Origin of the sequence: Paenibacillus sp. Marseille-Q4541 (assembly GCF_018310695.1) — a bacterium.
Taxonomy (GTDB): Bacteria; Bacillota; Bacilli; order Paenibacillales; family Paenibacillaceae; genus Paenibacillus.
In genome coordinates this window covers 193,268-212,740 of the sequence record NZ_JAGXCY010000004.1, presented here as the reverse complement: position 1 = coordinate 212,740, position 19,473 = coordinate 193,268, and the positions used below count along the sequence as shown (strand labels likewise).

Sequence of the window (19,473 nt, the reverse complement as noted above, 5' to 3'; positions counted from 1 at the left end):
TAACGAGATAACGATGAAGAAACAACAATTTGTAGTGGTCGGGCTTGGCAGGTTCGGATCAAGTCTTGCCATGGAACTCGTTGAAAAAGGTTATGAAGTACTGGGTATTGATCGTAATGAAGAGATCGTGAACGATATGAGTGATGTGCTCACCCATACGGTTGTAGCAGATGCCTCAGATGAAGATATGCTGCGCTCGTTAGGTGTTCGTAACTTTGATTGTGGTATTGTGGCTATCGGCGATGATGTGCAGATGAGCATTCTTAGTACGATTTTGCTGAAGGAGCTTGGGGTGAAGAAAGTCATTGCCAAAGCGATTTCTGTACTACATGGTAGAGCTCTGGAGAAGCTGGGAGTGGATCGTATCGTTTATCCTGAAAGAGATATGGGCAAACGGGTCGCTCATCAGCTCGTTACTCCCAATCTGCTCGATTATATTGATCTGTCGGATAATTACACCATCGTTGAAATGACGGCTCCGCTGCACTTGGACGGAAAAACACTAAGCGAAGTAAATACGAGAGCACGTTTTAATTGCAGCATTGTTGCATTGCAAAAAAGGGAGGGCGTAATCATTGCTCCTACTGCCCTCGATGCCATTAAGAGTGGAGATATCATGGTCATTATCGGTACCCATACGAATATTGATCGTTTTGAAGAAGAAGTAATTAACGATTAAAGGGAAGACGCATCAGCGTAAGAGGCGGGCATGCAAAAAATTCAACCGTTTCCTGAATCCATTGTTTAGCCGTTGCGCTGAGCTCTTCTTTTTGTCCGTATATCATACAGGTTGTTCGGAGTGTCTGCTTCAGCTCTGGGATATGGACGGTCACCAGATCATTGTCCAGTAATAGCTGCGGCCTTACATAGGATTTGGGTAATAGGGCAGCAGCCTTACACGTAGGGAGCAAACGAATGATCGCCTCAAAAGAATCGATCTCCATCCGAATGTCTGGCATAATCCCGGAACGATGAAATAGATCATCTGTTAATTTGCGATACCATGTGCCTTTGGAGAACGTAATCATCGGCAGTTTTTGCAGATCTTCCATAAGTGACTCTTTGCCGCTTAGCGGATGAGTGCTAGGAACGACAAGTTCGAGATGATCTTCAAATAATGGGGTGCAATTGAGCCCCGGCTCGTTGATGGAAGAAGCAACGATGCCAACATCCGCTTGCTTATCGCGTACTGCAGAAACAATCTCATGCGTCTTGCCGGTGACGAGTTTGATCTCAGCATGCGGATGTTGATCCATAAATGCAGAGATTAACGGCGGCAGAGTGGTCTGGAGCGTTGTGAGGCTTGCTCCTAGTGTGATCATGCTATCCGTATCGTCCTTAAACTGAGCAAGTGTCTGCATAAATTTCAGCTGGTGCTGGCGCTGCTCAAGAGCGAATTCATAAGTTAGCCGACCTATGGAGGTCAGTTCAAGTCTTTTACCCTTCCGATTAAAAAGCGCTACGCCAAGTTCTCCTTCGAGCTTGGCTATTTTTCGTGATAGGGCGGGCTGAGAAAGGTTTAATAATTTGGAAGCCTGATTAAGACTGGATTGTTCTACAACGGTGGCGAAGGCTTGCATTTCTTCATACATATGGCTTGCACCTCCAGATTATCCTTCGAACGTTCTTATATGCTTATACCCTATAGTTATAACATGTAATAATTATATTGCAATTCCATTATAAGAAAAAAAGAGGTAACATAAAACGTGACACAAGTTGTTCACAAGTAAATATTTGGTGCAATTTGTCGATCCCTTTGAATCAAAGGGTAATGCGGTGATCTTTCAATTCAAAATATGAGAACGCTGTACATGGGAAAGGGGAACGTCAATTTATGAAAGGGTTTTATTCGAGAAAGCTCCACTCGCTTCTTGGTGTCATCCCGCTGAGCTTGTTTTTCCTCGAGCACTTAATTACGAATTTTTCAGCCGTTGAGGGCGGTCCGCAAGGTTTTAAGGATTCGGTTGCCTTTCTGAACAGTCTTCCGCTCGTTATTGTGATGGAGACGGTATTAATTTGGCTGCCTCTTCTGTTTCATGGGGTTTATGGACTGTATATCGCTTATCAGGCCAAACCGAATGTGGGCCGCTTCGGTAACGAGCGGAACTGGAGATATACAATGCAGCGGGTGTCAGGTGTCATCACGTTCGTATTCGTAGTATGGCATATTTATGAGACTCGGGTTCAAGTAGCTCTTGGCAACGTAACGCATGAGCAGCTTGGTAGTGTAATGCACGATATTGTTATGAATCCGATTTTCTTCGTTATTTATTTGATCAGCGTCGTGTCTGCTTCCTATCACTTTGCAAACGGCATCTGGTCTTTCCTTGTGAGCTGGGGAATTACACGCGGACCACGTTCGCAGCGCGTATCCTCTTACATCTGCATGAGTATGTTCGCAATCGTTTCTATTATGTTTATCGCATCTTTATTCGCATTCCGCGGCGTGGAGTTCGATGAAGCTTCCGCTTTGCTTGAAGTATTGAAGACAGTCTGAGGTTTAAGGGAGAGTGAACTGTAATGGCTACAACTAACGTAATCGTAGTGGGCGGTGGTCTGGCAGGTCTCATGGCTACCATTAAGGCAGCTGAGGCTGGCGTCCATGTTCATTTATTTTCTATCGTACCCGTAAAAAGATCGCACTCCGTGTGTGCACAGGGCGGTATTAACGGTGCAGTAAATACCAAAGGGGAAGGGGACTCTCCTTGGGTCCATTTTGATGACACCGTTTATGGTGGTGACTTCCTAGCGAACCAGCCACCGGTTAAGGCAATGTGTGAAGCAGCACCGGGCATTATTCACCTGATGGACCGGATGGGGGTTATGTTTAACCGTACACCGGAAGGACTTCTTGATTTCCGCCGTTTTGGTGGAACGAAGCATCACCGTACTGCTTTTGCTGGTGCAACGACAGGGCAGCAGCTTCTGTATGCACTTGATGAGCAAGTACGCCGCTGGGAAACAGCGGGGCTTGTAACGAAGCATGAACACTGGGAGTTCCTACAAGCTGTTGTAGACGACGAGGGCATTTGTCGCGGTATCGTAGCTCAGGATCTTCGTAACATGGAAGTGGTCACTTTTGCAGCAGATGCTACTATTCTTGCTACAGGCGGCCCTGGTATTATTTTCGGTAAAACGACAAACTCCGTTATTAACACGGGAACAGCAGCAAGTGCTGTATATCAACAAGGCGTAAACTACGCAAATGGCGAATTCATTCAGATTCACCCAACTGCAATTCCTGGGGATGACAAGCTCAGACTGATGTCTGAATCTGCACGTGGCGAAGGCGGACGTATCTGGACTTATAAAGATGGCAAGCCTTGGTATTTCCTTGAAGAGAAGTACCCGTCATATGGTAACCTTGTACCGCGTGATATTGCGACACGTGAAATTTTTGATGTATGTGTCAGCCAAAAGCTCGGAATTAATGGTGAGAACATGGTTTACCTCGACTTGTCTCATAAAGATCCGAAGGAGCTGGATGTGAAGCTCGGCGGTATTATTGAGATTTATGAGAAGTTTATGGGTGATGATCCACGTAAAATTCCGATGAAAATCTTTCCGGCAGTCCATTATTCTATGGGCGGCATGTGGGTAGATTACAACCAAATGACGAATATTCCAGGTTTGTTTGCAGCCGGTGAATGTGAATATCAATATCATGGTGCGAATCGTTTGGGTGCCAATTCCCTGGTGTCTGCCATTTACGGTGGTATGGTTGCAGGACCGAAAGCAGTGGAATACATCAAAGGCATGAAGAAATCAACACAAGATGTTTCTTCTTCTGTATTTGATGGGTACAAGAAACAACAAACCGAGAAATACAATCAAATTACTAAAATGCAAGGCAGCGAAAACGCCTATGTAATCCATAAAGAGCTGGGTGAGTGGATGACAGAAAACATGACTGTTGTTCGTCATAATAACAAGCTCGAGCAAACGATCGGTAAGATCAAAGAACTGAAAGAACGTTACAAGAACATCAATGTTAACGATACATCCAGCTGGAACAATGCGGGAGCTTCATTTACAAGACAACTGTGGAACATGCTCGAGCTATCTGAAGCGATGACACTCGGCGCATTATTGCGTAACGAAAGTCGTGGGGCACACTACAAACCTGACTTCCCAGAACGTGATGATGAGAATTTCTTGAAAACAAGTATTGCTAAATGGAGTAAAGAGGGACCTGAAATTTCTTATGAGGATGTTGACGTATCGCTGATTCCGCCGCGTATTCGTGACTACTCCAAAGATTAAATAGGATCGAAGTAATAATCCTGCAGTAATTAGTGAGGAGGGAAACATCATGGCAGAAACCAAGGTGACGAAACAATCATCTAAAAATGTGAAGTTTATTATTACCCGCCAAGATAAACCGGATTCCGCTTCTTATACCGAAGAATTCGAGCTTCCGTACCGCCCAGGCATGAACGTAATTAGTGCCCTGATGGAGATTCAACGGAACCCCGTGAATATCGAAGGCAAACAAATTGCCCCAGTGTGCTGGGAGTCCAACTGTTTGGAAGAAGTGTGTGGCGCTTGTTCAATGGTCATTAATGGTAAGCCTCGTCAGGCATGCGCTGCGCTCGTAGACCAGCTGGAACAACCGATTAGGCTCGAACCTATGAAGACATTCCCTGTTGTGCGCGACCTCGTTATCGATCGTGACCGGATGTTTAAAGCGCTCAAACGCGTTAAGGCATGGATTCCGATCGATGGTACCTACGATCTGGGTCCAGGTCCTCGGATGGCAGAGAAGAAGCGTCAATGGGCTTACGAGCTATCCAAATGTATGACTTGCGGTGTTTGTTTGGAAGCTTGTCCTAACGTGAATGAAAAAACAGACTTTATCGGACCAGCAGCTGTTTCACAAGTTCGCTTGTTCAATGCCCATCCAACGGGTGAAATGAACAAGGAAGAACGTCTGGAAGCACTCATGGACGATGGTGGTATTGAAGGCTGCGGTAACTCACAGAACTGTGTCCGCGCTTGTCCGAAAGGGATTCCACTCACGACTTCTATCGCGGAAATGAACAAAGATACGACAAAACATATGTTTAAACGTTGGCTCGGTGCGTAAGAGATACGGGAATTAACGTTTGTATAGCAAGAACTCCGTCATCTTTTGGACGGGGTTCTTTTTTTCTGGGAAAATAAAATTGCAGTTATGTATGTGAGAGGAACCTCTTCCATGCAACGCTAGATTCCTTACTCCGCCCGAGAATATGATATAATTTGAATAACTAGAAGGGAAGTGCAGCTCTATGGCAGACGCAATCAGAGAAAAGCCGGTTACCCGTTCTGAAATATCCGAAGGGCTTCGAAACCTCGGGGTAAAGCCAGGCATGACAATTCTCGTCCATTCTTCGATGAAGAGCTTCGGAGGATGGGTTCCAGGCGGTCCTCCTGCGGTAGTTTTAGCACTTCAGGATGTCATTGGACCGGATGGTACTCTCGTGATGCCGACCCAATCAATGGATTTAACTGATCCATCTACATGGATGAATCCTCCGGCAGACCCCCAATGGTGGGATTTGATCCGTGATGAGATGCCCGCATACGATCCAGATGTTACAGAAACAGCAGGAATGGGTGCTATCGTTGATGCCTTTCGTCAGGGGAAAAATACTTGCCGCAGCAGACACCCTCATGTCTCATTTGCCGCATCAGGACCGCTGTCCTCGTATATATTAGAAGACCACAGTTATGATTATGGCCTTGGTGAACAATCACCGCTCGGTCGTCTTTATGAACTGGGTGCGCATGTCGTTTTGCTCGGCTGCGGACACGGACGGAATACTTCATTTCATCTTGCGGAATATCGGGCGAACTTTGCAGGTAAAGAAGAGATCGAACACCGGGCTCCTGTATTGTCGGATGGCGTGAAACAGTGGATTACATACCAAGACTATAATATTTGCTCGGATGATTTTCAAAAACTGGGTGCGGATTATGAGAGTTCGGCTCTTTCTTCTTATACCAAAGCACAAATTCGGTGGGCTCCGTGTTTTATGGCACCGCAGCGTGCCCTGGTTGATTATGGGACAACATGGCTGAGTACGAATCGAAAACCGACTTGACGTTCAGCTAAGAAAGGGGGCCGAAGCATGAAGGAGACACCTAAAAACTCACAGCAAAATCAGAAAGACCATCGTAAACCCGTGAGACGTGCCGACGGGCGTGAAACGGTTCCTGCAATTTTTCCAGGTAAAGAAAAGGAGCATGATCCGTCCCGCAGGCGATTCCTTAAAAAGGCGAGCAAATTTGCACTTACGGCAAGCGCCGGGATTTTTACCGGGGGATATGCATGGCTATGGGAGCCAAGACGACTTGAGGTAGAGCATGTGGAGCTGAGACTGCCACGTTTGCCAAAGGCTTTTCAAGGAATGAAAATTGCACATTTCAGTGATATGCATCTCGGATTTCATATGGATGTGTCTGATATGGAGCGCCTTGCTTCGGCCCTAGAGAGACAAAGCCCAGATCTTATCTGTTTTACAGGAGATATGTTAGAAGGACGGGCAGAGCCAATGAGAGAATGTATCCCTTTGCTAAAAGCAATGAAGGCCCCACTCGGCAAATATGCAGTGCTTGGTAATCATGATTATCGAGGAAGGGAATATGAGCGTCTGGCTCAAATGTACAGGGAGGCAGGTTTTACCCTACTTGTGAATAAGCATGTAACCGTGGAGCGTGCGGGAGAACGAATGGCCATTGTTGGTCTGGATGATGCACTTAACGGAGTTCCTGACCCGGAATTGGCCCGAAAAGGGCTAAGCAAAGGGACATTCGCCTTATTACTTATGCACGAGCCGGATTATGCTGATTTCGCGAAGGAATATGATTATGATCTACAGCTGTCGGGACATAGCCACGGGGGGCAGGTGAGGGCACCCTTTTTTGGAGCACTCACGACTCCGCGCGGTTCTCAGAAATACATTCAAGGACTGTACTATACAGGGGAAGAAGGATCATCCATGCCTGTGTATGTGAATCGTGGAGTTGGGATGACCCAGCTGCCGATTCGTTTTCTATGCAGACCGGAGCTTACCATTTTTCATGTTTAGAATTCATAGCAGCTATAGAAGCGAAGCATGCACAAAGGGCAGAAAGGAATGATAACATGGAACGAATCGCAATTGTCTCCGACATTCACGGAAATATGACTGCATGGAATGCTGTGCTTGAAGATATTCGTAAGAAGGGGATTACTCGTATTTTTTGTCTGGGTGACCTCGTGGGGAAAGGCCCGGATTCTGTGGCTGCTGTTGACAGTGTCCGGGAAAACTGTGAAGTGGTAGTACGGGGAAATTGGGATGAACTTGTCGCGAAAAGACAGATTGGACCGCATTTTGAATGGCATGCCGAGTGTCTTGGCGAGCAGCGGCTATCGTACTTGTCGGCACTTCCTTTCAGTTATCACTTCCGGCTAAGTGGAAGAGTCATTCGGCTCGTCCATGCTTCGGCAATCAGTGTTTATCACCGTGTACAGCCGTGGGATAAGATGGAAGAAAGACTCGGCATGTTTGGACCCATTGCGGATTTGGCTTTCGTCGATAACGATCCTCGTGAGCCGGATGTGGTAGGTTATGGTGATGTACACAATGCATATTTACAGCATTTGAGCGGTAAAATGTTGTTCAACGTGGGCAGTGTCGGCAACCCGCTTGATCTGCCGGAAGCTTCCTATTGCATTATGGAGGGGACCTCAGAAGGGCAAGCGTATGCTGATGAAAAGGTGATCGTACAAAATGAACCATTTAGCTTACAGTTTGTTCGCGTTCCTTATGATATCGAAGCCGAAGTAACCAAAGCATTACAGTCCGGCGCACCAGACATTGATCTGTATATTAATGAAATTCGCACCGGCGTTTATCGCGGATTACAAGGAAAATAACTTTTCTCTAAGAAGGAGTATACCAACTTTCATGCATACAAAACTTGCGCTTAGACAAGGCCTGCCGGTGCTGTCTTCAGAGCGCTTGAGAATGAGAGCTTTGGAGCCAGACGATGACGAGGTCATTCTTCACTTTTTAAACGATAGTGAAGTGATACAATATCTAAATCGTGTGAATTTGCCTACGAAAATGCGGGCAAAACGCCTCATGAAGGAAATTCGAATTTCTGGGGCTAGGCTTGAATCTATTCATTACGGAATTTGTCTAAAGGGTACAGGGTGTCTCATTGGTATCATCTCGTTTCAGCAGTGGAAAGAAGGTCTGAAGCAAGCGCAGATTGGTTATATGTTTGATCGGAAGTATTGGGGACAAGGATATGCAGCAGAAGCGTTACAGCGACTTGTCAGGTTCGGGTTTGAAGAACTTGATTTTGAACGGGTGGAAGCAAGATGCCATGAGCAAAATCATCGTTCTCAGAAATTGTTAACAAAAAGCGGACTTATTCACAAAAAAACGCAACAACACTTTTCCTTTTTTCAGAAGCAGAATCAAGATATTCTGGTCTATGAGATGGACAAGGAACAATACAGACATTATAGAAGAGGTTATAATGAAAGCGGAAAATTGGTTTAGACATCCGGTAGGCATTATTGTTAGCTCCGCAGTAGCCACCTTGCTGTGGGGCAGTGCCATGCCCGTCATTAAAAAAGGATATACGGCTCTTAATATAGGAGCATCGGATATTAGCGAGCAGTGGCTGTTCGCGGGATATCGTTTCACTCTGGCAGGACTATTGCTCGTTGTATTTCACTATCTGTTCCAAAGAAAGAAGAGCGGGTCCAGTCAAAGAATCCGTAAAGGACGGCTTGCTCGTCTTGCTCTTATCCAGACATTTCTTCAATATTTACTACTTTATGTAGGGCTAAGTTACAGTACTGGAATTCAAGGATCTATCATTGTCGGATCGACTTCGCTCTTTCAAATGTTGTCTGTTCGGATGTTTGACTCATCAGAGCGTCTTACGTTCATGAAAATTTCGGGCTTGTTCCTTGGATTTGCCGGAATAGCAGCTGCCGGTATTGGGAATGGAAATACAGAAATATCTTTTGGATGGGGAGAGCTGTTACTACTCGGTTCAGCTATGTTTGGCGGGGTAGGAAATGTGCTCGCTAGACAGGAAACTAAACACGAGCCGGTATTATCCTTAACCGGAAGGCAGATGATGCTGGGAGGGATTATGCTGCTGATCGTCAGTTTGCCGGTTACTGGATTTACTCCGTTTCCGATGGACGGTACTACCTGGTTGTATCTATTATATTTAGCATTGTTATCTGCCGCTGGTTTTGGACTATGGAACACGATTATGAAATATAATGAAGTAGGACGCGTCTCTATGTACTTATTTCTAATTCCTGTGTTCGGAGTCATCTTGTCTTCTGTGATTCTTGGAGAACAGTTGTCAGGATGGATCGCAGTGTCTCTATCTCTCGTTGTTAGCGGAATTATTATTGTGAATCGTTCCGTGTCAGTTAAGCGTGTAAACCTTTTGAAATCGAAAAGAAACACGCCATGATATATCATTAACATATCTTTGTTACACAATTGAAATATTGCTGAAACTAAACTCTAACAGAGACAGGGTAAACTGATCTCATGACCCCCTTTTTGATAATATAAAATATGCAGTTAGGACCCGTGAGCTTGCTCAGCGGGTCCACTTTTTTGTATACAGGTAAAATAACGAACATTTCCAGCTAAGAAATTAGCATGGTATTAAATTATAACGGAACGACTTGCATTTCTTTTTGTTTGTAATAGACCCAGTTCTTGAAACCGATTTCCTTCAGTTTCCTGCGAACGTCATCCCAATCCTCCCCGACACGCTCTGGTTTATGTGCATCAGAACCAAAGGTAACGTAGACGCCATAATAATGTGCTCGCTCCAGAATATCATCAGCAGGGTACCATCCACCGCTAAGTTTCGTTTTACCGGATGTATTAATTTCAATGGCAATCTGCTCTTCTGCAATGACCTTCAACGTGTCGTCTATCGCTTGTGCTGCGGGAATCTTTGCAAAAGGAGGATAATTGCCTTTCATGGCATCAATATGACCCAGGATCTGAAACATTCCGCTTCTGGCTGATTGCCTAATCAATTCATAATAAGCTTTTTTCACCTTGATGCTGGCTTCTTCATCATGATCTTTCCAACGATTTTTGTTGAAAATGCTAATTCCGCCCGTACTATGTACAGAACCGATAATATAATCAAACGGATACTTGCATAGCGTTTCACGATATATTTCGGCAAATTCGGGGAAAAAGTCAGATTCTATCCCGAGCAGGACATCAATCTTTCCAGCATACTCTTTCTTGAGTGCAAGCACTTCCTGAACATAATTTGCTAACTCGCTTTTTGCCATCGCAATTTTCGGAAAAGGCTGTTCTTCTTCACTTCCAAAGTAAGGGGTATGGTCCGAAATACCAATCACTTGAAGTCCTTCGGATATTCCAGCTTCTACGTAATCCCTTATGGTTCCATTTGCGTGACCACAGCGGAAGTGATGGGTGTGCAGATCAAATTTCAAGGTGAAAGCCTCCTATTCTATTCGGAACTGACAAACTGAGTTTCCGGCATTCCTTTCAGGTCACTCAGAAACTGCTGCATAGCTGAATTCAAATATCGGCTGGATTTGTATATGACACCAACGGGATGGGCGACCTCAAGATCGCTGAGTGGGATCATAACGAGAGAACCCGAACGAAGTTCACTTGCAGTAGCCTGTTTGGATATAACTGCCGCTCCAAGATCCAGCTCCACCATTCTTTTTACTTCCTCACTACTGGACAATTCCATGACTACATTAGGCTCAATCTGGTGCTTATCTAGAACGGCATCCACAAAACGGCGTCCCACCGTATCGGGAGAAAGCATGATCAGAGGGGTTGTACCTAGTACATCAATGGTTGCATGTTTTTTCTTAGCGAGCGGATGATGGGGTGACACTACGAGTTCAAACGTATCGTAATAAAGCACTGACGTATTTAAATTCGGGTTACGTTCAATAAGATAACCGATTCCGACATCGATCATGCCACTTTCTACTTGTTCATAAATTTGAGAGGAGGGCATAGATTGTATGCTGGTTTTGATCAGAGGAAATTGATCTTGAAAATAGGACAGAATCCGCGGGAGAATCTGAATCGCGATAGAAGTCGTAGTTCCGAGCACAATATGACCTTGTGGATTTTGATCTAGGTCAGTAAGTTTGAGTTTGAGCTCATTCACAATATCAAGAATCCGTTCCGCGTGGCTCAGGAATACTTTACCGCGATCTGTTAGCGTAACCGGCTGCGTACGGTCAACAAGGACGGTACGAAACTCGTCTTCGAGGCTTTTGATTTGAGCCGACACGGCAGGTTGTGTCAGATTAAGAAGTTCTCCGGCTTTTCGGAAGCTCATCGTTTTGGAAATCGTGATCAGTGTCTCCAGTTGACTGATGTTCATGACGTGCCTCCTGACATTAAAGGGTGCGATGATTGCAAATCGTTATCCAAATGATCGTTAGCGTGGATGCCTGTGATCCCTGTTAATATAAATTATAGGTGATTGACTGGAGTAGGGCAACGCTGGGCGTGGTTTCCATGTCTTCATTTTTAATAGAAAACCTGAAAAATGGATTTGCCTAAAGGCGAAAAAGAAGTGATGGATGAAGGGAGGAAGCACTACTTGCCTACAGGACATGATTCTTTCTTTGGATTTAGGGACTGAATAATGAAAATGTAGGTGTGCGGAACTACCGATTATAAATTGACTGAATCTTTGGACTTATATGGGTTCGTTTCATTTGAATCGTTTGTACTTCTTATAAATGTATAAATAATCACTTCTTTCCTGTCGATAACAATTATTATAGGCCTTTGGCTTGAATTCGTAATGAATTTTAGTGTGGCTTCAAGTATAATATTGTTAATTAGAATGGGACTTTTGGTTCGTGACCATTAACCCAGTAAGGGGGCGTAATCGTTGAAAGCCGAAGTGATCAATCCGTTTTTGGAGTCCGCACGGCTCGTATTTGAACAACTGATTCAAATTTCACCTTCCACCGGTAAACTGGGTATCAAAAATGTGGAGCACGTTGAAGATCATATATGGATCATGATCGGAATGACAGGTCAACTGAACGGAAACGTTGTTTTTGGAATTCAGGAGCAGGTGGCACTACGTATCGTCTCAGCGATGATGGGTGGATTTATCATTGCCGAGATGGACGAAATGGGTCAAAGTGCAATTTCAGAACTGGGTAATATGATCAGTGGTAATGCAAGCACCATTTTGTACAATCAGGGTTATTCCGTTGATATTACTCCACCTCAGGTTATGAAATCCTCTCATCCAGGTTTGGATCTTGTTAGTCAGGCATTATGTATACCCATCACGATGGACGGTATTGGTGAGCTGGATATTCAGGTCATGATCTCTTAATTCCGTCTTTCCCTTGCAGCTCGCCTATACCATTTTGTTTTTTACATAAGAGTACATTATCATAGTAGGAATATAGCGAACTGCAGGCTGGAGGATAAATGTAGATGAAGTTACAAGGTCAGGTTGTACTGATTACAGGAGCATCAAGCGGGATCGGTGCGATATGTGCACAGAAGCTGAGTGCGGAAGGTGCTATTCCCATATTGACTGCAAGATCGGAGAAGAAGCTTATAGACATCAGTCAGTCTATTGGTGGCACTCATGAGTGGTTGAAACTGGATGTAACGGATGTAAGTGAAGTACAGACAAGAGTAGAGCAAGTAATAGAGAAATACGGAAAGATTGATATCGTGCTGAATAATGCAGGGTATGGACAATTTGAACAGCTCGTTGATATGCCGATCTCTGCTTTTGAAGATATGATGAATGTGAATTACATGGGAACGGTACGTGTAACGAAATCCGTGTTACCTTACATGCTGGAAGCAGGAACCGGACAAATTGTGAACGTTGCTTCGATGGCAGGGAAAATTGGTACTGCGAAATCAGCATCCTACACGGCTACAAAACATGCTGTTCTGGGATTCAGTAATGCACTGAGACAGGAATTAAGAAAGTCCGGTGTTCAGGTAACAACAATTAATCCAGGTCCTATTGATACCCCTTTCTTTGAACAGGCAGATCCTGATGGCGGTTATATCAAAAATCTGCGCGGGTTTATTATGAAACCTGAATATGTAGCTGACCAGATTGTACAGGCTATCATTCGGCGCAAAGAAGAAGTGAACCTTCCGCGTTCTGCGGCTTTTGGTATGCGTTTTTATCAGTTGTTTCCAAGGTTTGCGGACAAGTTGACCTATGGATTGATGAATCGAAAATAAGGGGAAGCTCCTGGGGAATTACATGCTCAGGGGCTTTATTTTTTTGTTTTTTTATACCTGGTATAAGAACGTATTTGGTACATTGCTCATTTTCGCATATAATGAAATGTAATTGATTTCTTAACAAAGGATGGACTTTTAATGACAACAAGTTTTGATTCACTCGGGTTGAACCCGGATTTGATACAACTTCTCAGTGAGAGAGGGATAACTGAACCTTCTCCAGTGCAGGAGCAGACGATTCCCGTTATACGGGAAGGGAAAGATGTGCTTGCTCGTTCCCAGACAGGAACAGGAAAGACGTTAGCTTATTTGCTGCCGCTCTTGGAAACCGTAGATACGGAAATTAAAGGCACGCAAAAATTGATTTTGGCACCAACGCAGGAACTTGCTATGCAAATTGTAAGGGAAGCAGAAATGTACGGTGCATATAAAGGAATTAAAACACTTGGACTCATTGGTGGTGCTGCGATCAAGCGTCAGATCGAGAAGCTGAGGGAGCATCCCGAGATTGTCGTGGGTACTCCTGGGCGGGTTCGTGAGCTTATTGAGGTGCGCAAATTGAAGATGCATCAGGTTAAAACCATCGTCATTGATGAAGCTGATCAAGTGTTCCAACTTGGCGGTGCAGGTGATGTGAATCACATCTTGCGTAGTGCCCTGAGAGATCGTCAGCTTGTTTTCTTGTCCGCTACGGTGGATGAAGGAACAAGAAAGCTGGCTGAACGTGAAATGAAAGACAAGGTCACAATAGGAATTGATCCGGAGCAAATGACGGCAACAGGATTGACGCATTTGTATTTTGTAGCTGGAGAGCGTGAGAAGATCGATATGCTTCGCCGTGTCGTTCGTCATTTTGATCCTTCTAAAGCGATCGTGTTTGCAAATAATGCCGAGACGATTTCCGAAGTGGAAGCGAAGATGAACTATCTAGGGATCTCTGCCGCAGCCCTCTATGGTGATGCTGATAAAATGACTCGAACTCGTGTCCTGGCAGCTTTTCGGGACGGACAGATCAAGCTGTTGATCGCAAGTGATGTAGCTGCACGTGGTCTTGATATTCAAGATTTACCGCTCGTTATTAACTTCGATCCGGCTTTCGATTCTGATCATTACGTTCACCGGGCAGGAAGAACGGGACGAATGGGCAAGACAGGTACAGTGGTATCGATCGTTGGCGAGAAGGAAACCTTTATTATGCGCAAATTTGCTAGGGAGCTTGGCATTGAGCTGATTGAACGGGCAATGCAAGGTGGGGAAATTAAAGATAAACCATTTGCTTCGTCAAGCAGACCACAGCGTTCTTATACTAAATCGAGTGAGTCTTCCCAGGCTTCCGCATTTCGGTCTAAACCTTCTGCACGGACAAGTAGTACGGGAAGTCGTTCAAGTGAGCAATCTTCTTCTGTTCCGGGACGCAAAAATGAAAGAGATCGTGATCGGAAGAACAAAGGAGCTCCGAAGTGGCTTAAGGATAAGAAGAAAGACCAATAAGTCTATTTAGAAGAAAGCGGGGGGATATCATGGAACAATCACCGATCCTGCAAATTAGCGATCTCAGCGGAGGGTATAGTGCCAAAAAACCTGTGCTGCATAATATTGATTTTCAGGTAGCTCCTGGTGAGATGGTTGGTCTGATTGGACTGAACGGGGCAGGTAAAAGTACGACGATGAAGCATATACTGGGTCTGATGGTTCCGCAGCAAGGAGAAGTTCGAATTCAAGGGAAACGTCGTGAAGAGGACCCCGAATCTTATCAAAGTGGGATGGCCTTTGTTCCCGAGTCTCCTGAGCTGTTTATGGAAATGACGGTTATGGAGCATTTGGAATTTACGGCTCGTGCTTATAACGTCACCCAAGCTGAGTTTGAGGAACGGGTGGATCATTTATTGGATCTGTTTCGGATGAGAGACAAGAAGGATACATTGTCTTCTCATTTATCCAAAGGGATGCGTCAGAAAGTGATGATCATGAGTGCTTTTGTCGCAAGACCGCCGCTTTATATTATCGATGAACCGTTCCTGGGTCTGGACCCGCTTGGTATTCGCTCCCTGCTGGATTTTATGATGGAGATTCGTGCATCAGGTTCTTCCATTCTGCTTAGTTCCCACATTCTGTCGACGATCGAAAATTATTGTGACAAGTTCATTATTTTGCACAGCGGGAAAATTATTGCTCAAGGAACTCTCACTGAGCTGCGTGAACAGTTTGGAATGAGCCAGGCTCCGCTGGAAGACCTATTCTATCAACTTGTACAAGGCAGGGATTGAAGATGGATCTGCAGCAGCTATGGAAAACTAGGCGCACGGCCTTCTGGAATCAGATTACACCTTATCTCGGCTACGTCCTGCAGAGCGGGGTAGCTGTGATGCTAGGGTTCTCTCTGATTGCTTTTTCCGCATGGTACACTTCATTGGTACAGGATATTCCAGAAGGATTTCCAATCCATCTGGTGATGCTGATTGTGCTTGCTCCGCTCGTGATCTTCAGCAGTTTCCGTACGTATCTACAGCAAGCGGATATCGTATTCCTGAGACCTCAGGAATATCGGATGAATCTGTATTTGCAGAAGAGCTTTGTAAGAGGGATCACATACAAGGCAGTAGGACTTGTGATGTTATTCGTTCTCTTGTGGCCGCTATATGTTCGCAGCGAAGGAGAACCAAAGCCCTTTTATTTATTTTTACTTTTGCTTCTGCTGCTTAAATATTTGGCTAGTTTCGGAGGCTGGACGGAGCAACAGATGTTATCACGCACGGCCCGCCTTACATATCGTACGATAAGGTATGTATTTGTCTTGCTAAGCCTATATGCTTTTATATGGCATGCGCTCGCGCCAAGTCTTATTTTTGTCGCCTTGCTTGCTGGATTATATTTGGCATCTCTCCGGATTCCAGTTAAACTGCCTGTCCATTGGGAACAGCTGATTGAGACGGAGCAGAATCAGAGTGCACGTGTGATGAAAACACTTGGTTGGTTCGTAGAGGTGCCTGCTTCTAGACAGCGAGTTCATGCTCGTAAGTGGCTGGCACCACTGGCTGAAAGACTTCGGTGGGGGCAGCAAACGGCATTTCGATACCTAATTACCAAAACATTCATACGCAGTGACTTACTAGGGATCACAGGAAGGCTTACTTTGATCGGCGGTTTGTTTGTATATTGGACGGCAGGTAGTTTATGGGGAAGCGGTGTCTATTTATTTTTCCTCTTTTTGCTAGGCGTACAGTTATCGGGTCTAAGGCGTAACCACCATGATTCTTTCTGGATTCATATTTATCCGGTCACACCGAAAAGTCGGAGAGATCAGGTACTCGGTTTTGTGTATGAATTGCAAATGGCAGGAGCCATCATTTTGTTTATCCCTCTTCTTTTTGGAGGGTGGGGCAGATGGGTAGAGACCCTAATTACACTCGCATTAGGTATACTCATTGCCCGCTGGTTCCGAAATTCGGAACGCAAAAAGTGGTCAAACGAGGAGGATGCGGAATAAATGGAAGGCGCAAGAGGGCTGACATGAAGAAGTAATGAGTCCTTGCCATTTATCCGCAGGAAGAAAACTGGGCCGGGCTTACCCGGCTTTTTGTTTTTTAATGATTACAAGAACAGGTCTTTAATTAGTAATGCATGAACGATTTTGAGATGATGACGAGCAAGATAAAGAGTACGAGGATCGCTCCAATACTTTTACCTCCGCCGAAACCTCCGCCATATTCTCCGCCATATCCATATCCGCTTCTTTCTTCATTTCCAGACATTGATCCAGACATTGATCCAGACATTGTACATTCCCCTTTCACATCGGTTATCGTGCGCCTCATACGAAGCATACAACGTATTCTATGATTAGGGTACCTTGAGGGTTTGGGCTAAGGCCTTTATGTATAAAAAAAAGGAATCTCCATTGCCTGCGGCGGAGATTCCTTTTTTAATGTTTATGGGGTGATCATTCATTTCAGACAGTACTAATGATTAGCCTTGTGTAAGGTCTTGAACCGCTTGATAAATCAGGTCAAACAGATCTTCCAGCTGACTTTCCTCAAGGGAAGAGAAAGCAATTCTGAGATCATGTTCACCGAGTGCAATTGTACCGATACCGTATTGATCCAGCAGATGACTACGGAGTTCTTCTGCAGAAATTTTGGTGAGCTTGAGACACATGAAGTAGCCGGAGTTGAAAGGATAGTATTCCCATGCTCCGTTATATTTACCACTGTCGAGCAGTTCTTTTACTTTATTGGCACGTGCTTTCATAATGACAAACTTCTCTTGTTTCTGTGCAGCAAAATCGGGTGAATTCAGTGCATCCAGTACAAAGGTCTGGGAAGGATGCGGTCCACTTGAAATGGTTGCACGAATAATACCCAGTGTTTTTTGTTCCAGCGCAGACAATACATCGGCATTGTCATAACCATAGGTAATGAAACCAACGCGGAAGCCCCATACGAATTCTTCCTTGGTTGCCCCGTCCACTTTGATAGGCAAAATACGTGGATGAATGCCTGTCAGACTTCCGAACAGTGATTCATGCAGGGAGTCTTCAAAGAAGAGCCCGAAATAGGCATCGTCTGTTACGACAACTACATTTATACCTGCGTCTGCCGCATCTTTAATTGCAGCAACAATTTCTTTGCCTTCCTCAGCTCCTGGAGTATAGCCTGTCGGGTTATTTGGGAAGTTGAGAACAACAATAGCTTTGCCTTGATCCTTCTGGGCGAACAGGGCTTCTCTAAGTCCTGTGCTGTTAAACTTGTTCTTATCATTAAACAATGGATAGTTTACGAGTCTTCCATGTCTGCGTACACCAAAAGTGAGCTCGTAATTTTCCCAGTTTTTATCTGGATATATAACTGCATCTCCTTCGTCTACGAATAGATCGGCCACAATACTGAGGCCATGGGTGAGCGCATTCGTAGCGATCGGATTACCAAATGATTTCCCTTGTAATGACGGGGACTCTTCGAGCATTTTATTACGCCATGCTACGCGGAGATCCGGTTTACCAGCAGGAGGTGCATAAGGGTACAAATCCTGTGGTTTATAGGCAGATAATTTTTCCTGAATGACTTGAAGATGCATCGGTTTACCGCCTTCTGTAGCGATCCCGATCGTTGCATTGTATTTCTTCGCACGGCTAGATGCTTCTGCCGATTGACTCAAAATACCTTCCTTCGGATAATAAAGTTCTTTGCCAAGCTTCGAGAGCATGTCGTACACATGATTGCTGCCTGCTTGAATGCTTTCGTTCAGCTGTAAAGCCAATGGGTTCATCTTTTTCATCCTTCCAAGTCTTTGAATTGCATCCGTTCTGACCTTATAAGGTGATAATAGAAGACACAGCCCGGATAGTCACCATTTTACACTGCCTCATATTATAGCACCAACACCTAGTGTCGTCACGGAAAAAAGGCATAGATAAAATGTATGCTACATTAACGCGTTACTATTATGATTTATCCGCATGGAAAGGACAATATTTGCGCATCAGTTCAGTCGTTTCGAGATCTTTCTCTGTTCCGCGCTCCTCAAGCCTGTCCAGAATTTCCTGGTGTTTTTGTGGCTCTAAATTTTGTCCGAATTTGAACTTAGCGGTTATCTCTTCAGGGATAATACGAATAACAGCTACAGCTTTGAGCTGCCCTGTATACGAAGTGTCATCTGCATCTATAGGCGTGTAACCGCCTTCGGGCTGCAGTTTTTTCATGAACAGGGAGAGGGCTTTTGCTTTTTCGTGAAGATCCGTTACTTTTTCTGCATAACCATGTACCGTTACACTTTTGAAATAAGCGGTAGCAGGACAGGCCAGCAAGGGATCACTGAAATAGGAAGGAATCAGCGCATATTCTTCAGCTACACTGAAGCTTACCCCGTCGTTCGCTTTTAGATGCTTCATTTTCTCTCCAGCAAGACTTCCATGAAAATAAAAATAGCTACCATCATATACGAAGTTCAGCGGTGTAACACCGGGTTTTCCCTTCGGACTGACAGTTCCAAGAAAACCATACGTTTTTTCTGCGAGGAAGGATTCTATTTCTTCTTCTTGCTCTATTGTAAACTCTTTTCGTCTCATTTATTAGTGGTACCTCCCTGTCGTTTTGTTTATCATAGAGGGGAAATTGTCATGAAAAAAGATCCAATATCCTATATTTTTATTAGTCCAATTAAATTGTATTTTGGATGTCCGCAAGAGGAGATGAGGAAT

20 protein-coding genes are annotated in these 19,473 nt (G+C 44.7%); 14 read left to right on the top strand and 6 right to left on the bottom strand.

Translation table 11 applies throughout. From position 1 onward, the window contains the following. Window positions 1–13: 13 nt before the first annotated feature. Window positions 14–679 (top strand): potassium channel family protein, encoded by a 666-nt coding sequence (locus tag KFT32_RS07410; protein WP_211746507.1) that lies wholly within the window; start codon window positions 14–16, stop codon window positions 677–679. On the opposite strand, the gene KFT32_RS07405 is transcribed toward KFT32_RS07410, so the two are convergent. Then, window positions 669–1,592, bottom strand: a complete 924-nt coding sequence (locus KFT32_RS07405) for a LysR family transcriptional regulator (RefSeq protein WP_211746506.1) — start codon at window positions 1,590–1,592, stop codon at window positions 669–671. The genes KFT32_RS07410 and KFT32_RS07405 overlap by 11 nt on opposite strands. A gap of 245 nt (window positions 1,593–1,837) precedes the next feature. On the opposite strand from KFT32_RS07405, the gene KFT32_RS07400 reads away from it, so the two are divergent. The 8 genes from KFT32_RS07400 to KFT32_RS07365 all read left to right on the top strand — a co-directional run bounded on the left by KFT32_RS07400 (window position 1,838) and on the right by KFT32_RS07365 (window position 9,480). Beyond that, entirely contained in the window at window positions 1,838–2,500 is a 663-nt protein-coding gene (locus tag KFT32_RS07400) for a succinate dehydrogenase cytochrome b558 subunit (RefSeq protein ID WP_211746505.1), read from the top strand. 23 nt (window positions 2,501–2,523) lie between these two features. Beyond that, complete coding sequence (gene sdhA / locus KFT32_RS07395; RefSeq protein WP_211746504.1) at window positions 2,524–4,266, top strand: succinate dehydrogenase flavoprotein subunit; 1,743 nt, start codon at window positions 2,524–2,526, stop codon at window positions 4,264–4,266. Window positions 4,267–4,315: 49 nt separating this feature from the next. After that, window positions 4,316–5,089 carry a succinate dehydrogenase iron-sulfur subunit gene (sdhB, locus tag KFT32_RS07390; protein WP_211746503.1) on the top strand — a complete coding sequence of 258 codons (774 nt, stop codon included), beginning with the start codon at window positions 4,316–4,318 and terminating at the stop codon, window positions 5,087–5,089. 184 nt (window positions 5,090–5,273) lie between these two features. Then, a complete protein-coding gene (locus tag KFT32_RS07385; RefSeq protein ID WP_211746502.1) occupies window positions 5,274–6,089 on the top strand; it encodes an AAC(3) family N-acetyltransferase in 816 nt (271 codons plus the stop codon). A gap of 27 nt (window positions 6,090–6,116) precedes the next feature. Next, window positions 6,117–7,076: a metallophosphoesterase gene (locus tag KFT32_RS07380; RefSeq protein WP_211746501.1), complete on the top strand. Its 960-nt coding sequence runs from the start codon at window positions 6,117–6,119 to the stop codon at window positions 7,074–7,076. Window positions 7,077–7,132: 56 nt separating this feature from the next. Continuing rightward, window positions 7,133–7,906 (top strand): metallophosphoesterase family protein, encoded by a 774-nt coding sequence (locus KFT32_RS07375; RefSeq protein ID WP_211746500.1) that lies wholly within the window; start codon window positions 7,133–7,135, stop codon window positions 7,904–7,906. Between the two features lie 31 nt (window positions 7,907–7,937). Then, a complete protein-coding gene (locus KFT32_RS07370; protein ID WP_211746499.1) occupies window positions 7,938–8,540 on the top strand; it encodes a GNAT family N-acetyltransferase in 603 nt (200 codons plus the stop codon). Continuing rightward, a complete protein-coding gene (locus KFT32_RS07365) occupies window positions 8,518–9,480 on the top strand; it encodes a DMT family transporter (protein WP_211746498.1) in 963 nt (320 codons plus the stop codon). The genes KFT32_RS07370 and KFT32_RS07365 overlap by 23 nt, the downstream gene beginning before the upstream one ends. A gap of 205 nt (window positions 9,481–9,685) precedes the next feature. On the opposite strand, the gene KFT32_RS07360 is transcribed toward KFT32_RS07365, so the two are convergent. Both KFT32_RS07360 and KFT32_RS07355 read right to left on the bottom strand, forming a co-directional pair. Next, window positions 9,686–10,495 carry a histidinol-phosphatase gene (locus KFT32_RS07360; protein WP_211746497.1) on the bottom strand — a complete coding sequence of 270 codons (810 nt, stop codon included), beginning with the start codon at window positions 10,493–10,495 and terminating at the stop codon, window positions 9,686–9,688. Between the two features lie 17 nt (window positions 10,496–10,512). Then, a complete protein-coding gene (locus tag KFT32_RS07355) occupies window positions 10,513–11,415 on the bottom strand; it encodes a LysR family transcriptional regulator (protein WP_211746496.1) in 903 nt (300 codons plus the stop codon). 519 nt (window positions 11,416–11,934) lie between these two features. On the opposite strand from KFT32_RS07355, the gene KFT32_RS07350 reads away from it, so the two are divergent. The 5 genes from KFT32_RS07350 to KFT32_RS07330 all read left to right on the top strand — a co-directional run bounded on the left by KFT32_RS07350 (window position 11,935) and on the right by KFT32_RS07330 (window position 16,764). Then, window positions 11,935–12,393, top strand: a complete 459-nt coding sequence (locus KFT32_RS07350; RefSeq protein WP_211746495.1) for a chemotaxis protein CheX — start codon at window positions 11,935–11,937, stop codon at window positions 12,391–12,393. A 104-nt stretch (window positions 12,394–12,497) separates the two neighbouring features. Then, on the top strand, window positions 12,498–13,274 hold the full coding sequence (locus tag KFT32_RS07345; RefSeq protein WP_211746494.1) for an SDR family NAD(P)-dependent oxidoreductase: 777 nt from the start codon (window positions 12,498–12,500) through the stop codon (window positions 13,272–13,274). Between the two features lie 141 nt (window positions 13,275–13,415). Next, window positions 13,416–14,768 carry a DEAD/DEAH box helicase gene (locus KFT32_RS07340; protein WP_211746493.1) on the top strand — a complete coding sequence of 451 codons (1,353 nt, stop codon included), beginning with the start codon at window positions 13,416–13,418 and terminating at the stop codon, window positions 14,766–14,768. A gap of 29 nt (window positions 14,769–14,797) precedes the next feature. Further along, window positions 14,798–15,544, top strand: coding sequence for an ABC transporter ATP-binding protein (locus KFT32_RS07335; protein ID WP_211746492.1), 747 nt, complete (start codon window positions 14,798–14,800; stop codon window positions 15,542–15,544). A gap of 2 nt (window positions 15,545–15,546) precedes the next feature. Beyond that, entirely contained in the window at window positions 15,547–16,764 is a 1,218-nt protein-coding gene (locus tag KFT32_RS07330) for an ABC transporter permease (protein ID WP_211746491.1), read from the top strand. A 124-nt stretch (window positions 16,765–16,888) separates the two neighbouring features. Here KFT32_RS07330 and KFT32_RS07325 read toward each other — a convergent pair whose 3' ends face one another. From KFT32_RS07325 to KFT32_RS07315, 3 genes are all read right to left on the bottom strand, one after another. After that, entirely contained in the window at window positions 16,889–17,053 is a 165-nt protein-coding gene (locus KFT32_RS07325) for a hypothetical protein (protein WP_349304875.1), read from the bottom strand. Between the two features lie 190 nt (window positions 17,054–17,243). Beyond that, window positions 17,244–18,542, bottom strand: a complete 1,299-nt coding sequence (locus tag KFT32_RS07320) for an aminotransferase class I/II-fold pyridoxal phosphate-dependent enzyme (protein ID WP_211746490.1) — start codon at window positions 18,540–18,542, stop codon at window positions 17,244–17,246. A 175-nt stretch (window positions 18,543–18,717) separates the two neighbouring features. Further along, the gene (locus KFT32_RS07315; protein ID WP_211746489.1) at window positions 18,718–19,341 is read right to left on the bottom strand and encodes a pyridoxamine 5'-phosphate oxidase family protein; all 624 of its coding nucleotides are present in this window, start codon (window positions 19,339–19,341) and stop codon (window positions 18,718–18,720) included. Between the last annotated feature and the right edge of the window lie 132 nt (window positions 19,342–19,473).

Bases quoted from the DNA above. Each gene is read 5' to 3' on its own strand.
- KFT32_RS07410 (WP_211746507.1), top strand. From the start codon at position 14: ATGAAGAAACAACAATTTGTAGTGGTCGGGCTTGGCAGGTTCGGATCA.
- KFT32_RS07405 (WP_211746506.1), bottom strand. From the start codon at position 1,592: ATGTATGAAGAAATGCAAGCCTTCGCCACCGTTGTAGAACAATCCAGT.
- KFT32_RS07400 (WP_211746505.1), top strand. From the start codon at position 1,838: ATGAAAGGGTTTTATTCGAGAAAGCTCCACTCGCTTCTTGGTGTCATC.
- sdhA (WP_211746504.1), top strand. From the start codon at position 2,524: ATGGCTACAACTAACGTAATCGTAGTGGGCGGTGGTCTGGCAGGTCTC.
- sdhB (WP_211746503.1), top strand. From the start codon at position 4,316: ATGGCAGAAACCAAGGTGACGAAACAATCATCTAAAAATGTGAAGTTT.
- KFT32_RS07385 (WP_211746502.1), top strand. From the start codon at position 5,274: ATGGCAGACGCAATCAGAGAAAAGCCGGTTACCCGTTCTGAAATATCC.
- KFT32_RS07380 (WP_211746501.1), top strand. From the start codon at position 6,117: ATGAAGGAGACACCTAAAAACTCACAGCAAAATCAGAAAGACCATCGT.
- KFT32_RS07375 (WP_211746500.1), top strand. From the start codon at position 7,133: ATGGAACGAATCGCAATTGTCTCCGACATTCACGGAAATATGACTGCA.
- KFT32_RS07370 (WP_211746499.1), top strand. From the start codon at position 7,938: ATGCATACAAAACTTGCGCTTAGACAAGGCCTGCCGGTGCTGTCTTCA.
- KFT32_RS07365 (WP_211746498.1), top strand. From the start codon at position 8,518: ATGAAAGCGGAAAATTGGTTTAGACATCCGGTAGGCATTATTGTTAGC.
- KFT32_RS07355 (WP_211746496.1), bottom strand. From the start codon at position 11,415: ATGAACATCAGTCAACTGGAGACACTGATCACGATTTCCAAAACGATG.
- KFT32_RS07345 (WP_211746494.1), top strand. From the start codon at position 12,498: ATGAAGTTACAAGGTCAGGTTGTACTGATTACAGGAGCATCAAGCGGG.
- KFT32_RS07340 (WP_211746493.1), top strand. From the start codon at position 13,416: ATGACAACAAGTTTTGATTCACTCGGGTTGAACCCGGATTTGATACAA.
- KFT32_RS07335 (WP_211746492.1), top strand. From the start codon at position 14,798: ATGGAACAATCACCGATCCTGCAAATTAGCGATCTCAGCGGAGGGTAT.
- KFT32_RS07330 (WP_211746491.1), top strand. From the start codon at position 15,547: ATGGATCTGCAGCAGCTATGGAAAACTAGGCGCACGGCCTTCTGGAAT.
- KFT32_RS07325 (WP_349304875.1), bottom strand. From the start codon at position 17,053: ATGTCTGGATCAATGTCTGGATCAATGTCTGGAAATGAAGAAAGAAGC.
- KFT32_RS07320 (WP_211746490.1), bottom strand. From the start codon at position 18,542: ATGAACCCATTGGCTTTACAGCTGAACGAAAGCATTCAAGCAGGCAGC.
- KFT32_RS07315 (WP_211746489.1), bottom strand. From the start codon at position 19,341: ATGAGACGAAAAGAGTTTACAATAGAGCAAGAAGAAGAAATAGAATCC.